The sequence below is a fragment of the Chlamydia sp. 12-01 genome, assembly GCF_042234205.1.
In the GTDB taxonomy this organism is placed as follows: domain Bacteria; phylum Chlamydiota; class Chlamydiia; order Chlamydiales; family Chlamydiaceae; genus Chlamydia.
Genome location: NZ_CP114174.1, coordinates 310,184 through 325,797, shown reverse-complemented (window position 1 = coordinate 325,797; position 15,614 = coordinate 310,184). Strand labels below are relative to the sequence as shown.

The window sequence follows — 15,614 nt, the reverse complement described above, 5'->3', positions numbered from 1 at the left end:
GGCGGGCTTTTTCTATGCTTCAATTTTTATAATACCAAATACGAAGAATCTAAAAAGATAGAGAGAGTAGAAGAAAGCAATAGGGAACCTATTGGTTCCCTATTTCAGTTAAGTTATCTAATTGGGGTAAATTTCGCCTACTAGCTTGGAAAGGATCTGATTCAGTACTTGCATGGATGTAGATACTAATGTCCACTCTTGTTGCACGTTAGTCATCTGATTTTGCAAGTTTAACTGCTGGGTTTGTCCTTGAGTAGTGTAGTCTTGCTGGTCAGCTTGTATTTGAGTAAACAAAGGTCCTAAGCCACCCGTGGGTGTTATGTTAGGAAATCCATTAGAAATAAAACCTTCTAAGGAAGCTAAAGTCGGGATCCAATCTTTAGGACCGGTAATTTTGAAAACAGTACTTTTGTACTGATCTCCATTTTTTTGCTCTTGGATATTGAGATTTGATAACAATGCATTTAAGAGGTTAAGTTGATTAAATGTAATCGTTAGAGAGTATTTGTAGTTGGAAGTTGCATTGAGCATTTCAGATTTCTGAGATGAGGAAATATTGGGTAATTTATTAATTTTGTCTAACAAAACTCCAACCAAAGTTTGAGCACGTCGACAGCGGTCGGTATCACGAGCGATGTATTCTTTTTCTTTAGATAGGGCGAGGCAGGTTTCAAAATAATCTCCACAAAATAAATCTTTGCCTTCTTTACTTTCGATAAGGTAGGAGGAGAGATTGTAATATACCGAAGTTGTAGAAAAGTGATTAGTGATTTTTAAAAGATCATTAATAGCGTTAGCAGCGAGGTTGTTGAAGTTGATCTCTTCTATGAGCGGATTTAAAAACGCAGATTGCTTAGGTAATTGTGAGTTCAAAATTAAATAAATAAAAGCAGAGCCTAAACTTTCGGAATTTAACCAACTTTCTACGGCTTTTTTGCGATCAGCAGTAAAACTAGCGTTGGCGGGATTGAAGTCTTTGTATTTCTTCTCCAGGTCTGTAATTTGTTGTTGAAGTTGCTTAATATGCGCATCTGCGGCTGTTTTAAAATTTTGTAAGGTAGAGCTGGCTTGGGTGGGGAAATTATTATCTGGAGAATTGATTTTTAATACTTTCTGAACAAAGCTATCAAAATTTGGGATCTGATAATTACCTGAATTTTGGACGTAATCAGTTAAGGTATTGGATATTGATATAATTTCTTGACCGACTTCAGAAAAAAACGGGTAATTCTTAATAGCACTACCTTTTCCAGACAAGAACGTTTTAACAGCGTCTACAGTAGTTATAGCGTTATTTAGAGTATATTCTGCAATCTCTTGAAATGCATTCATCTTTGCGATGAATTTAGTTACAGAGGTTCCGTTGCCTACTGTAAGGTTTAAATAATTAGGAACATGTGTATCAAAAATTTTTTGTTCTTCTGTTGTTAAATTTCCTCGCATTTGAGATAAACTAGTCAGACCCGCATTAGCCTCCATTGCAGCTGTTACAAGAACAGAAGTATAATCTTTCCCAGCTATAATATTTTTTGATTCATTCACCCAGGCAGTATAACAGCTTACAGTCTGTTGAAATGCCGCTAATTGATTTTCTAAGGTCTGTTTTTCATTTTCTATTGAAGAACGTACTAGAGTCAGATTTTGTATAGCGGTTTGATACGCTCCTGTGATTCCCTCTCGGTATATAGCGGCATCTCTGGATGTTAGATATAAATCTAAAGTAGCTTTACTGGGAAGCTGAGTTGCTTGATAAATTTTAGTTAAAGCGTTGCTATCTAATGTAGTTAGGGTAAGGTAACTACTCAAAGCCAACTGAGTTTTAATAACTTCTCCAGTTCCTCCAAGTGCAGGTGCCTTATTAACAGCATCAGTCAATCCATTGAAAATAGCACGCAAAGTTATCATCCCGTTAACACTTGAAGCATTATCTTTAGTAGGAGCAGGGACTTCTGTCTCAAGAGCTTTCATGCTCTTCATCATTTTAAGGGTTTCCCCTCCAATAGATGAGCGATATGCCATGAATTGTTTTTTTACATGAGCATCGAAGAAGTCTGATACGAATTGATCAGCGTATTCATCCAAGGCTTTCTTAATCTCTTCTTGAGTTAATCCTGCGTTCTCAAGTTTATTTGATAGCTTGTCTTGACCTTTTTTAATTTCGATAGCTTGTTCTTTTTTGATTTGATCAAGAATATCTTGCTTGCTTGGTTGATAGCAGTTTCCGAATACTCTGGTTTGCTCTTCAGAATTAAGAGAAGCATTACCTTTAAGAGGAGTAATTAGAGTGATTGCAAGACTTACAGAAGATATTTGTATCAAATTAACATCTGGAGTCGAAGACATAAAAGTAGCTAAACCATCAAGGATAAGAGGTACAAGATTTACAGCTGTTTCTCCTTGAATGCTTGCGATAGTTTTAGAATTCCCCGGAGCAGGATTTGGATTACTACTTGTTTGGCGTTTAGGAGATACGGGCGGGGAGGGGAATATAGTGTTGTTGGGATTTAACAACATAGAGGCTTGGACATTGCCAGCTTCTATTATGGATGCTAAACGTTTTAAAACATATAGCCCAGAATTCAATGTTTCTATGTCTATAGCTGGTTGTGCTTTAGGATCAAAATTAGAAAACTTATGGTTTAACTTAATATTAAATAAACCATCACCGGAAACTGTTTTAGGCCTGTTCTGTATATAAAAAGAAGACATAGAAATTATTTTTTATAATTTTTATTTTATTTTCTTATTTTAAGAACTTTTTTTCTATTCTGCTTTTTAATTAAATTTTTTTATTTTCCTTATAATGCTGTTTGTTTTGTTTTTAAGAAAAACTATTTATTTTTGATTAATTATAAAAATAGTTTTCATGTTAATTTTATTAAAAATAAAAGTTAACAAGACTGTTCTCCGTATGGATATCACCAATAGTTATTCTGTTTCAGCAAATTATAAAAAATTACCAATAACACCTTGTTCTGATTCAATACAAAAAAGACATCGGTTATTGGAGAGCATTTTTCATTACGAAAGAACTGAAATTGAGCGCCATATTGTGCAGCATTTGATGTGTATTTTAGATCAAAAATCTGATGAGAAATACCGACAGTTAATAGAAAAGCTTCATAGGTCTGAAAAAGAAGATCAAGTGGTGAGTAAGAAGAGTCATACCGTTGCTGTTCATCATAAACCTTTATCGGATCTACACTCACCTATCGCGGTAGTAGCTACTACATCTTCTGTGGGAGAGAGTAATGGTCCGCGTACAGAAGATCCTTTCTATAATGCTACTAAACAACAGTGGGCACATAACTTACTAAAGGGGATACAAGAGGTTGTTAATAAGATTGTTCAAGCTGCGAATGGACAATCATCGTCTGCAGATGCACAAGCTCTTCAAAAAATCCAAACAGAAGTAAATCGTTTGGTTACTGCGGGCACAAACTTGACCAATAAAGATTTCGAGTCTCTATATGCTCTTCCTACACAGATTTTCACTACTGTTCAACGGGCTACTATTTTTACGGGTGGTCAAAAAACAGACTTCATAAATCAGCTATCAACTAAGTATGGCAATGCCACTCAGTTAGCTCAAATTTTTGCTGATGGTCGTGTTGAGGGATTAAAAGATGTTCTTACTGTAGTAAAATCTAAGCTAACAGAAGAAGAATTTAGTATTTTCCTAGAGATACAGACAGAATTAGATGGTTTACAATCCTCAGTAAGAACATATGATCAGGAGAGATTAGATCGTATAGATGTTGTTGGGGATCAACTAGCAGATACAATCAGCATATCAGCTTTGTCGAGGAATGATAAAATTGGTTTGTGCGCTCAGATTTCTTATCTATATAAGGATCAAGTATCAGCTGTAGAATCTTTTAATATCGTTATTGAAGCGACTATTTTTGTGAACCGTCACCAAGAAGCTATTTTTGCTCAGGTATCGAGTTTAGTTGCCTCTTTAATGGGGGTATTTGCTCCTATTGACTTAGGAAAAGTGACTTCTGAGATTAGTAGTGCTGCCATGGCTGGAGCATTACAAACGGTAAGAGCTATTAATTCTAGGTTCAATGATCTAACAGCAGAACAACAAACATTAGTTAATAATGCTGTGAAAGCTATCTCTACTTTTAAGGGAGAGGAATATATAGCTGCTGTTTGGGCTTATTTTGTTGCCTCAACGGTTCTTGCTGATAAACCTACAGCAACTCTTAGTGAAGTTGGTGACGCAGTTCACGAGGCTGCTAAGGAAGTTGAAAATACAACGACATTTGCTCTAGCTTCAACTATCAGATCAACAATGGATAGAATTTATACGGCAAATGGAACATTCATTCCTAATAATAACAATAAAGAGAGTTATACAATTTATTCGCAACAAAACGGTACGGTATCTATCAATAAATCTCTTTTGAATCGTGGTAGTATAGGGTTTTTACCCAATATAACAAAGGCTGCGAATAGTCATGCTGAAGCTACTGCTAGGGCCTATTTCTCATTTAAGGGTTTAGCTGAAACAGAAGCAGCAAAACTTCAATCTAAAGTAGAAGAGACCCAAAATCAGCACAAAGATTTTCAGGATTTAAAAACTGAACTTTATAAAGATCAATTATTTGCTCAGGCTAATGAGTTACAGACTATGGCTTTACCTTCGGCTGTAGCTTCTGTATTAATTGATCGTTATATGCCTAAGGAAGTGGATTTCTTAAATAGTATTTATGCTCAGCTTTACTATAGTAATCTAGGCTCCTCTGTCGGAAATGCGATGATAGATGCTATTTCAGAATACGTTAATGCAGCTACGTATTTCAATTTCGCTAGTTATGTAGGTCAGCAGCCTGCTGTAGGGCAGAAAGGTAAGGATGAATTTCCTGGAACAGCGGATAGTGCTCGAAATAAATTAGAAACAGAACGGCAAAAAACAGCTGCGTATCTTAAAAGCACTCAGAATGCTGAAAAAATCCTAGAAGAACAGGTGGAAAAAGTTACTAAGGATTCGAAGATCACTAATGAGCAGCGTACCCGTATAATTGATTCATTAAATAACTATAGAGATAATCTCAATGCTATATCTGGATCTTTAGTGCTTCTACAAAACTATTTAGCTCCTTTAGGTGTGGATAATGGTTCAGTTGCTGGAACTTTTAAGGTGACTGGTGGGGAAGATCAATGGCAAGCACGCTTGGAGATCCTAGAGGATGCTTTAGTGTCCGGATTATCAGGTAATGCTATCAATGGGGGAATGTTTCCTCTACAGGCAACTATACAGTCTGATCAGCAATCTTTTGCTGATATGGGACAAAATTATCAGTTAGAATTACAAATGCACCTAACATCTATGCAACAAGAATGGACAGTTGTTGCGACTTCTCTACAAGTATTAAACCAGATGTATCTGAGTTTAGCTAGAAGCTTGATGGGATAAAGTTATTCTTAAGATTATAAGATTTTTTTATAATTTGGCGGTAGTTGGCATGATTCTTGCTCCTTATTTTCTTGTGAAGTCAAGAAAAAATAGGGAGGGGTTATGTCCACACCGCATATTCAACAAGAATTAGCACGTTTAGAGTTCATTAACGATCAGCTACGTACAGAATTAGAATATGTAAATACATTATTGTGTGATATAGGATTCCCTGAAGGATTAACTACTATCAAAGCAATTGCTAAAGAAGTACTTACGGAAGATGATTTTTTGGATTAGTACGAGAAGGAATCCCCAAGATAGTGCTGCTTTACCATAGGATTGGCTATCATTTGTGAGGAAGAGCCTTCGAAAAAGATCTTTCCATCAATAATAAGATAGCAACGATCAGCTATAGAAAGTAGTTCCTTAGCATTATGGTCCGTAATAAGAATACCAATACCACGACCGGAAAGAATTTTAATTAGGTATTTTACGTTTTGAATAACAAGAGGATCAACGTTTGCAAAAGGTTCATCAAGCAGGAGAACACTAGGATTCAAAGCTAACACACAAGCGATTTCTAATCTGCGACGTTCTCCTCCAGATAGTGTCCCTGCTTTTTTATTGATGCACGAAGCTAGTTGCAAATCATCAATCAGGGTGTCTAAAAGATGGGATTGTTGTTTTCTTGCTTTATAGATAATTTCTAAGATGCAAATAAGATTTTCTTTTACTGTAAGATCTTTAAAGACCGTGGGCTCTTGAGCTAGATAACCAATTCCCAACCTTGCTCGGTAATCCATTGTTTTTTTTGTAACATCAGTATTTTTAAAAATGATCTTTCCAGAATCAGGACGGATCAATCCTACTGTAAGATAAAAAGCTGTTGTTTTTCCTGCACCATTAGGACCTAAAAGTCCAACAACTTCTCCTGCATTTACCTCGAAAGAAACATCATTTGTTACAGGTTTTTTATTATACTTTTTTACTAAATTACATACGGAAAGTATCGGCATAGAAACTCACTTTCTCAATAAAGATAGGGATAGGGTTTTCATGCCTCCTACAGCACGTTCTTCAGGAGCATCGGGATTGGGATGGATAGGATCCACATGAAAGCGACAATCATAAATATTTAAAGAACAATCTTGGTAATTTAATAATCCGCCATTGCCTTGAAATGTCATGAGCTTATCTAAATCTTGAGTATGGATATGTCCTGAAAGTTTAGATAAAGCTTCCTTACATGCATAGTTGGAATCAGAAAAATGTAGTTCCATACAAGATTTATCTATGTAACAGTTAAAAAACTGCCGCTCGGGAGAAGCTATTTGCTTATGTATGCCGAGTTTTTTAATTTTTAGAAAAGGTGGAGCCTTTTCAAAATGCTTGTTCATACAAGACACATCACAAATGCTATCTACCTTGATTATAGCAACAATTGTTGTGCAGGCAATGCCAAGTATCCCTAAGGAACATAACAAGCCATAGAACAAGAATTTGGTCATACTGAGGCCATCTCAAATGAACGTACACAAGTATAGAGCTGATCCCATATCGGAAGAAGAGCTTCAAAAGTTTTTAAAGGCAACATAGAAGCCGCATCGCTTTTTGCTATGGAAGGGTTAGTATGTGTCTCTATAAATAGACCCTGCGCTCCTGCAGCCAAAGCAGCACGCGTCAACGTAGGAATAAATTCTGTTTGCCCGCCGCTCTGAGTTTTTAACCCTCCAGGAAGTTGAACAGAATGTGTTCCATCAAAAACAACAGGGAAGCCCATACCTGAAAGTACAGGAATAGAGCGCATGTCTGAAACAAGATTATTGTAGCCAAAAGAGCATCCCCTCTCGGTTAAAATGATCTTATCATTTCCTGTAGAAAGAACTTTATCAACAGGACCCTGCATATCCCAAGGAGAAAGAAATTGGCCTTTTTTAATATTAATAGTCACATTTGTTTCTGCAGCAGAGACGAGAAGGTCTGTTTGCCGGCATAAAAATGCTGGAATTTGAAGTATATCACAAATTTCTGCTGCAGCACGGGCTTCTTCAGGAGAGTGCACATCTGTAAGGATTTCCACACCTAATGTTTCTTTAACCTTGGATAGGATTCTGAGACCTTCGCTTACTCCTGGACCTCGATAAGAATTTATAGAAGAACGGTTCGCCTTGTCATAGCTACTTTTGAAAATCCAATGAATACGATCAGCATAGGGAGTAACTAACTCTTGGATTTTTGAGGCTATTTCTAATGTAGTTTCCTCGTCCTCTATCACACAAGGACCGGCAATAAGGATCATTTTATCTGAAAACATCGTGAGCACTCTTTTTCTTCAGTTAAAAAGCCACTATAGAGGTTTATTTGAAACAAGTCCACCCACGATTTTAAGGAGAGAACGCTCTTCGAGGAACACAGGGAAGTAACAGTGGGGTCGAGTCTTAATTGACTTTTTTAGGTTTAGATTTATACTATAGCCTGAATTATCCCTGTGCCTGGGCTGAGGTGACATGCCCTTAGCCTAGGTTTAATATTCCTCAATAGATCTGGACCGATAGCTCAGTGGATAGAGCATTCGCCTTCTAAGCGAATGGTCGCAGGTTCAAGTCCTGCTCGGTCCGAACTCCTTATGTTAGAAATCCTCTATATAGAAGAAATCCAATTCTTCTTTTGCCTGCGGAGGCTCCGCAGGCGAAAACAGAATATATTGGAGAGAACGAGATATTCCGGAAACTATTTAAAGGGGAGAAGTTCTAAAACTATTTATCTTCCATAATTTCTAGGCTGACTTTCACATTGTTTCTGCTAGCTACAGAGACAAGGAGAGTGCGGATAGCTTTGATTGTGCGACCCTCTTTTCCGATAATTTTGCCAATATCGGGCTTCGCAACTGTTAATTCATAGATAATAGTGTGAGTGCCTTGAACTTCTTTGATATGCACTTCCTCAGGACGGTCCACAAGGTTTTTGATAATATAAGCTAAAAAGTCTTTCATAAAGTAATCCTATAACTAAATTCGCGTTATCTGCGGGAGAACGGTAAAAAAATCGAACTCAGATTAATTTAATTTTAATTCGTCTGTTAAAATAATCAAACTTAATTAATGATCGATGTTTATTGTATAATTGATTCAAATAATTGTTTGTTAATAACAGTTTTACTATTATGAAATTCTTTTATTATCAAGATCTTCATATCTCGGGGTAGTTTTGTTATTAGGTTTAGATGTTTACGTGTCCGTGGGTGGATAAAATCCACGCTATAGGCGTGTAATTGTTGTTTGTCAAGACCATAACCGGCGTTTTTAGGGGCTGATCCATAGACGGGATCCCCTAAGATTGGGGTATTTAAATGTTTCATATGAACTCTAAGTTGATGAGTGCGTCCTGTTTCCGGATGTAGAAGTACTAAACTTAACTTTTCATTGTAAGCGAGTACCTCACAATGAGTAGTGGCTTCTTTTCCTGTAGGAGAGACTGCCATTTCTTTACGTTTACTAGGATGCCTAGCTAGTTTTGTTTGAATTATTGTTGCTGTGGGTCTCCCTATACAAATGGCTAAATAGCTCTTTTTCAGCTGTTTAGTCGAAAATAATTCGCTATAAATTGTTTTTGCTAGCCGGGTTTTAGCTGTGATTAACAAACCTGAAGTGTCTTTATCCAATCTATGGATAATTCCTGGTCTCCAGGGCTCGTCGGGGAACTCTTGCTTAAGGCGTTCTCCTATTTCATGAAGCAAAGCATGAACAACAGTTCCTTTAGTATGTCCTGGAGCAGGGTGTACCACCATATCTCTAGGTTTGTTTATAACGAGAATCATCTCGTCTTCATACACTTTATCTAAGGGTATGGCTTCGGGTAATAGTTCTAAAAGTTCCTCTCTCTCTTCAATTATAATAGAAACAGAGTCTCCTGGAACTAGTTGAGCGGAGACTTTTGTTTGTATCTGTTCATTGACTGTAACGCGTTTATCTAGAATATGTTGTTGATAAAAAGCACGAGAATATTCTGGATGTTGAGAAACTAAAAATTTATCCAATCGATCGTGATTAGATTCATTAACAATAAAAAGAAGAGAATCATTTGACTTCATTGCAATGAGAGATTTTTTATTAAAATATTTTAAGATAACAAAATTTATGTCTCTAGAGAAAAACTATTAAAAATAGCCTTATAAATAAGTTGCTGTAAGAACTTATTTAATTAGTCTAGATAATGAGCAGTTGGCTGTCTGGATATTTATGGGGATTTGCCGTTTCGCAAAGACAGTATAGTTTTATTATTGTTTAGAAACTATCTTTTTATATTTAAAAAATTTAGTTAGCATAAATTGTTAATTCAATTTGTTTAAATTGTGTACAAGCTAAGAAGGTAAGCGCATCAACAGATCTACATGAAAATGTGTGGGTAAGAAGGCTAGACACGTGATTTACCGATTTTTGCCATTCTTCAATTGGACAGGGGAAAGAAGAGATTTCTTTAGCGAGATAATAAGTGTCATTGTAGGAGATAAGAGAAAGATAAAGCTCCTGGTTTAAAAATGGAGCCCAACGTTTTGCAGAGTTTAAAAAACGTGAAGCATCTTCTTCATTGAGAGGTAAAGCTAAAAAGTAGGTAATTCCCATACTACTCTTTATAAACAGAACGCATTTTCTTAGATGCTTTCTGAGCTCGATCCATTTCTTTATGAATATTACCAAAAGAAGAAATAAGAATAGATTGAATGAACTTGTCGTACATCTCTTTCCCTTTTTCTTCTCCCATCTTTTGAATAAGAGCTAATCTTAACTGGTCTAAAGTACGTACTGGACCTTCAAATGTCATATTTGTTGGAGATAGATATTCAGGAGTATTGATCTCTTTCGCTGGTGAAGTTTCTTGAGTCTCAGCTTTTTTGATGTTGATATAACGTGGTTCCATAACCCTATAGACCTTGATGCCTAGCTTAATTATGTATTTTACTATGTAGAGAAGTTATTTTCTATAATCATGAAATAAAAAGTTTCAAAAAATAGAAAATGTTTTGTTTCTGATTATACTAAAGTTTGTTGTTTAAGAACTGATTTCTTTTGTTTAGAAAATGATAGAACTTGTGTTTTTCTTTTTCCGAGCTCACCGTATTTTGCTAAAAGACCTTTAAGATATTTAATTGTGAATTTCTTCATATTGCTTAGATCTTTTTCTACAGCTGCTTGTTTTTTTTCTATCCCCGCAAGATCTTTAGTATAGCTGCTCTCATTAAAGCAGAGGATTTTCTTAATGGCTAGTGAAGCAAGCTGTCCCGTAGCTTGTTTACTTGGGACCTCCGGCAAGCTAGAGAGGAAGGGTGCCAAAGAGGTTAAAACAGCTTCATGTAGATTATCTTGAGAAATTTTAGTTCCTAATTTAGCAAGATTACTTCTGACTGTATCATACAAACGATGCTTAATAAAAATATACTCTAGAGACTTATAGTAATGTTCCTGAGCTAGCTCATCGTGAAGGATTTGTAGTTCCTTTTGTAAATAGCTTTCAAGAACTTCTGTATGGAGTTTTAAAATTTCAGAGACAGAAGTTTCAACAGGTTTGTTGTTATAAATAGCTGTGGGTTTTGACGTTAAAACAACCTGACATTCTGTATGTTGAAATAGGGGTTCAAGAATATCTTTAGCATAAACTCCTTTAGGAAGCTTTATTTCTATATGAGGTTGATCCGTTGAAAAGTCTTGTATTGAATCAATTTTGATCACACCACGTTTTGCAGCATTTTCTATAGAGCGAATGAGAGTCTCTGTTGTTGATGATGGGCAGATTTCTTTTATGATTAGGGTTTTTTGATCCACAGTTTGAATAGAAGCGCGAATCATTATAGAGCCTAACCCATCTTGATATTCTGAAGCGTCCATAACACCCCCAGAATAGAAATCAGGAAGTAGGGTAAATGTACGGTTATTCAAAATAGCAATTTGTGCTTCTACAAGTTCACAAAGGTTGTGTGGGAAGATTTTTGTTGTCATGCCTACAGCAATTCCCTCAACACCATGGAGTAGAAGTAAAGGAAGTTTTGCAGGAAGAATATCAGGCTCTTTCTCTCTTCCATCATAGGAATTGTGGAAAGACATTAAATCTGTGTTAAATAGAATCTCTTTAGCTAGAGGACTAAGGCGTGCTTCAATATAACGTGCTGCAGCATGGGGATCTCCCGTTAGAGGATTCCCAAAATTTCCCTGCATATCGATTAGATAACCCTTATTTGCTAGGACGACAAGGGCTTCAACAATCGGAGCATCTCCGTGGGGATGCAATGCCATAGTTCGCCCAGCAATATTGGCAACCTTGTGCATTTTGCCATCGTCCATACGAAACAAAGTCCAAAGAAGACGTCGTTGTACAGGTTTAAGGCCATCAAGAATATGAGGAATGGCTCTTTCTAAAATCACATAAGATGCATAGTGCATGAAATGCGTTTTAAAAAGATCTGAAACATCATGCATAGACTATAAGTTGGTAATAAGGTTATCCATAATAAACTGTTTTCGTTCTTTAGTATTTTTACCCATGTAAAATTGTAAAAGAGTTTCTAAAGAGTCTAGAGAACCAATTGTTACAGGAGTTAGGCGCATATCTGCGCCAATAAAGGTTTTAAATTCTTTAGGAGAAATCTCTCCTAAACCTTTAAATCTTGTTATTTCTAAATTAGTTTCTTTTTTCCCTAACTTTTGTATTGCTTCTGTCTTCTCCTGATCTGAATAGCAATATAGAGTTGTATCTTTGTGACGCACCTTAAATAGAGGTGTTTCTAAGATAAATAGGTGATGGTTTTCAACAATTGGTAAGAAGGTTTTTAAGAAGAATGTAATCAGTAAATTGCGGATATGCATACCATCCACATCAGCATCGGTAGCGAGGATAATTTTATTATAACGCAGATATTGTGTGCTATTCTTTGTAATCCCTAATGCGGTGGCTAAGTAAAATAGCTCATCATTTTTATACATTTTCTCTTCTTCCAAAGAAAAAACATTCATAGGTTTCCCTCGAAGGGAAAACACAGCCTGAGTTAGTGGATTTCTGGAAGATAAAATGGAAGCTGAAGCAGATTCTCCCTCAGTTACAAAAATAGATGAGGCCTCACCGTAAAGAGAGCGCTCATTATAGTGAAACTTACAATCACGAAGTTTTGGAATTTTATAATGAAGTTTCTTTTGCTTGTCTTTAAGATCTTGCTTGATAAATTGAATATTTTTTCTAGTCTTCTCATTTAACTTAATCTTATCGAGGAGTAGGTCAGCATAGGATTTATTTTTCTTGAGCTCTTGAATAATAGCGCTCTTAACGTCTTTAATTATTCCCGAGCGAATTTGCGTATTTCCAAGCTTATTTTTTGTCTGTGATTCAAAAATTGGTGAAGCAATTTTTATTGCGATGCAGCCTACAAGGCCGTCACGGATATCATTACTTGTAAATGTCTTCCCAAAATGCTCATTGACTCCCTTAACAATCGCCTCTTTGAAGGCTGCTAGATGTGTTCCACCATCTACTGTTTCCTGACCATTAACGAAGGAGAAGTAGCGTTCGTTATGTGCTTCTAGATGGGTAAATAGAAAGGATAACTCAGAATTTTGAAATGCTATAGGAGGATAGAGAGTTTCTTCAGGAATTTCTTCTTTAAATAAGTCTTGAAGACCTTGTTGTGATACAAAAATTTCATCATTACAAATTATTTCAAGGCCAGGATGTAGATAGGTATAACGACGGATTTTCTTTCTTAAGAATTCATCATTGAAAGAAAAATCAGTAAAGATCGTTGGATCTGGAGAAAATATGATTTCTGTTCCATCAGGATCTTTCGTAGATCCTTGACGCGAATCTTGTAAAATACCTTTGCAAAATGTTGCATAATGATATTTTTTCTTCCGTACAGAACGTACTGTGAATGTCTCTGAAAGAGCATTTACAGCTTTTAGCCCTACACCATTTAGCCCTACAGAGAAATGGAAAACGTCTTGAGTATATTTTGCTCCCGTGTTGATTTTAGAGACACATTCAATCATTTTCCCTAAAGGGATTCCCCGACCACGATCACGTACAGTTACACTAGTGGAATCAGCACAAATGGAAATAGTTTTCCCATGACCCATGATAAATTCATCAATCGCATTGTCTACAACTTCTTTAAATAAAGTGTAGATCCCATCTTCAACTTGGGAGCCGTCTCCTAATCTGCCTATATACATACCCGCACGTAGACGGATATGTTCCAAAGAGGCTAGAGAAACGACACTAGCTTCAGTATATGTTGCCATATTTTTCTATTCTTCTTACTGCGTTCTAGGGAAAAGACTTATATTAGAATTTTATTGCGCGATGTTTGAGTTAAAACTTAATAGTTAGCCATAGCAGTGCTACGAGTATTTCTCAACAATAGCTCTGTTTGCTGTTAGACTCAGGGGAGTCTAAGCTCTTCTCCCAGAAGATTTGCCAGATTACGACATTTCTTTTTCTCAATCAAGATAGACGTAATTCTTAAGACTAACGTTCAATAATTCTATATTTTAATACGTTATAATGCTTTTTATAATTTAAACATTAAAGCGAATGTTATTTTGGTTTTAGGTTTTATCTCATGAGACATAGCATTTCCTAACGGATCAGCAATTATACAGTGGAACATCAGGAATTGAAGATATGGAATACTTTGTGTCTTACATTTAAAATAACAAAAGGCGCTGTTTATTTCTTCAGACTATCCAGGAAATGCAGTCTAAGAATGGATAAATAGATGGCATCTAATTTTGTCTTGGGCTATACACCTAGATTACTTTCGTTCTCGATTCTCTATTATTTTTCTTGTATTTAGAGAATAAGCGGAAAACTTATTGCAACGTGCTTATGGTCCTAGGGGTTGTTGGAATTAGCTATCGTGAAGCTGCTTTAAAAGAAAGAGAAGCGGTCATTAACATCTTAAAAGATTTTGAAGCTAATTCGCTATTTTCTCAGCGTTTCTTCGGCGGTGATGGGTCGTTTATTTTGTTACTGACATGTCATAGAGCTGAAATTTATTATTTTTCTAAAAGCAATGGTAATGTCCAATCGGAATTGCTTTCTAGAATTTCTGTTTTAGGCGCACGTCCTTATTGTTATCAAGGATTAGCGTGTTTTACTCATTTATTTACTGTTACTAGTGGTATGGATAGCTTGATTTCTGGTGAAACAGAAATACAAGGGCAGGTGAAACGCGCCTATATTAAAGCAAAAGCGGATCGAGAACTACCTTTTGCTCTACATTTCTTATTTCAGAAGGCTTTAAAAGAAGGAAAGGATTTTCGTTCTCAAGTATCTTTGTCTTATCCTGTTGTAACGATCGAGTCTGTAGTTGAAGAAACTCTAGACTTGCATGGTAAATCAACAAAAGACAAACTTTTATTCATCGGTTACTCCGATATTAATCGGAAGATTGCAAAAGGGTTGAGTGCGCAAGGTTACCGAAATCTAATTTTTTGCTCTCGAAAAAATATTTCCATACCCTACGATACGGTGGCTCGTAGTCAACTTTCTTTTAGGGAACCCTATGATGTCATTTTCTTTGGATCATCGGAATCAGCTAAAGACTTTTCCGGATTATCTTTAGAAAGTTTGGCAAGTATCCCAAATCGTGTGATTTTTGATTTTAATGTTCCACGTACTTTTACTTTAATGGAACATCCAGAGGATATCACGTGTTTGGATATGGATTTTATTAGCGAGCGTGTGCAGAAGAAACTTCAAATTAGTAAGCAATGTACAAATAAAGAAAAACCATTTTTAGCTCTAGCAGCAAGAAAACAATGGGAAGTTTATGAAAAAAAGTGCTCATATATATCTTCGAGCCAGGTTCGAACTTCTCGTCCTAAGCTGTTGATTCTTTAGCGTCTAATTCATCTCTTGACATATACAGCTATCGAAAATACTCTAGGCTTTCATCGTTAACTCGATGGATTTGTATGCAAGTGTGGTCTAGTACTGGCAGATTGTAATTGATAACAAGTACAATAAAAATCAGCCCGATTTTTCTTAGGTCTTTTGTTCTTTATAGTGAAAAAGATGAACAAGAAAACGAACATGATATTGTTTATAGAAACAAGAAATCGTTTTTATTTTTAAAGTTTGTATTGGCATAACTCGATTTAAAGGCTGAAAAAGCTAAGTCTAGAAAAGAGGTTGTCTAAATTTTCGATGAAGAAGAGACAGC

General features: G+C 36.0%; 13 protein-coding genes and 1 tRNA gene. 4 read left to right on the top strand and 10 right to left on the bottom strand.

The window, feature by feature from the left end; translation table 11 throughout:
- Window positions 1–117: 117 nt before the first annotated feature.
- Window positions 118–2,709: a CT620/CT621 family type III secretion system effector gene (locus O1W69_RS01455; protein WP_375793750.1), complete on the bottom strand. Its 2,592-nt coding sequence runs from the start codon at window positions 2,707–2,709 to the stop codon at window positions 118–120.
- Window positions 2,710–2,911: 202 nt separating this feature from the next.
- Between O1W69_RS01455 and O1W69_RS01450 the strand changes: the two genes are divergently transcribed.
- Together O1W69_RS01450 and O1W69_RS01445 are read left to right on the top strand one after the other, a co-directional pair.
- Window positions 2,912–5,425, top strand: coding sequence for a CT620/CT621 family type III secretion system effector (locus O1W69_RS01450; protein ID WP_375793983.1), 2,514 nt, complete (start codon window positions 2,912–2,914; stop codon window positions 5,423–5,425).
- A 102-nt stretch (window positions 5,426–5,527) separates the two neighbouring features.
- A complete protein-coding gene (locus O1W69_RS01445; protein WP_117274746.1) occupies window positions 5,528–5,704 on the top strand; it encodes a hypothetical protein in 177 nt (58 codons plus the stop codon).
- Here O1W69_RS01445 and lptB read toward each other — a convergent pair.
- From lptB to kdsA, 3 genes are read right to left on the bottom strand one after another with little or no spacing between them, the layout of a single operon-like run.
- On the bottom strand, window positions 5,701–6,423 hold the full coding sequence (gene lptB / locus O1W69_RS01440) for an LPS export ABC transporter ATP-binding protein (RefSeq protein ID WP_375793749.1): 723 nt from the start codon (window positions 6,421–6,423) through the stop codon (window positions 5,701–5,703). The two genes, O1W69_RS01445 and lptB, sit on opposite strands and share 4 nt — an antisense overlap.
- 6 nt (window positions 6,424–6,429) lie before the next feature.
- Window positions 6,430–6,915 carry a DUF1137 domain-containing protein gene (locus O1W69_RS01435; RefSeq protein ID WP_375793748.1) on the bottom strand — a complete coding sequence of 162 codons (486 nt, stop codon included), beginning with the start codon at window positions 6,913–6,915 and terminating at the stop codon, window positions 6,430–6,432.
- On the bottom strand, window positions 6,912–7,721 hold the full coding sequence (kdsA, locus tag O1W69_RS01430; protein WP_375793747.1) for a 3-deoxy-8-phosphooctulonate synthase: 810 nt from the start codon (window positions 7,719–7,721) through the stop codon (window positions 6,912–6,914). Before kdsA ends, O1W69_RS01435 begins: the two co-directional genes overlap by 4 nt.
- A 231-nt stretch (window positions 7,722–7,952) precedes the next feature.
- On the opposite strand from kdsA, the gene O1W69_RS01425 reads away from it, so the two are divergent.
- Window positions 7,953–8,025, top strand: a tRNA-Arg gene (locus O1W69_RS01425).
- Between the two features lie 138 nt (window positions 8,026–8,163).
- On the opposite strand, the gene O1W69_RS01420 is transcribed toward O1W69_RS01425, so the two are convergent.
- The 6 genes from O1W69_RS01420 to O1W69_RS01395 all read right to left on the bottom strand — a co-directional run bounded on the left by O1W69_RS01420 (window position 8,164) and on the right by O1W69_RS01395 (window position 13,689).
- Complete coding sequence (locus O1W69_RS01420) at window positions 8,164–8,400, bottom strand: KH domain-containing protein (protein ID WP_011005996.1); 237 nt, start codon at window positions 8,398–8,400, stop codon at window positions 8,164–8,166.
- A 119-nt stretch (window positions 8,401–8,519) separates the two neighbouring features.
- Entirely contained in the window at window positions 8,520–9,497 is a 978-nt protein-coding gene (locus O1W69_RS01415) for an RluA family pseudouridine synthase (RefSeq protein WP_375793746.1), read from the bottom strand.
- Between the two features lie 223 nt (window positions 9,498–9,720).
- Window positions 9,721–10,029 carry a hypothetical protein gene (locus O1W69_RS01410; RefSeq protein ID WP_375793745.1) on the bottom strand — a complete coding sequence of 103 codons (309 nt, stop codon included), beginning with the start codon at window positions 10,027–10,029 and terminating at the stop codon, window positions 9,721–9,723.
- A gap of 1 nt (window position 10,030) precedes the next feature.
- The gene (locus O1W69_RS01405) at window positions 10,031–10,324 is read right to left on the bottom strand and encodes a hypothetical protein (protein WP_332389900.1); all 294 of its coding nucleotides are present in this window, start codon (window positions 10,322–10,324) and stop codon (window positions 10,031–10,033) included.
- 113 nt (window positions 10,325–10,437) lie between these two features.
- Window positions 10,438–11,877 (bottom strand): DNA gyrase subunit A, encoded by a 1,440-nt coding sequence (locus tag O1W69_RS01400; protein WP_375793744.1) that lies wholly within the window; start codon window positions 11,875–11,877, stop codon window positions 10,438–10,440.
- Between the two features lie 3 nt (window positions 11,878–11,880).
- Window positions 11,881–13,689, bottom strand: a complete 1,809-nt coding sequence (locus O1W69_RS01395; RefSeq protein ID WP_375793743.1) for a DNA topoisomerase IV subunit B — start codon at window positions 13,687–13,689, stop codon at window positions 11,881–11,883.
- A gap of 586 nt (window positions 13,690–14,275) precedes the next feature.
- Between O1W69_RS01395 and O1W69_RS01390 the strand changes: the two genes are divergently transcribed.
- Window positions 14,276–15,292 (top strand): glutamyl-tRNA reductase, encoded by a 1,017-nt coding sequence (locus tag O1W69_RS01390; RefSeq protein ID WP_375793982.1) that lies wholly within the window; start codon window positions 14,276–14,278, stop codon window positions 15,290–15,292.
- Window positions 15,293–15,614 lie beyond the last annotated feature (322 nt).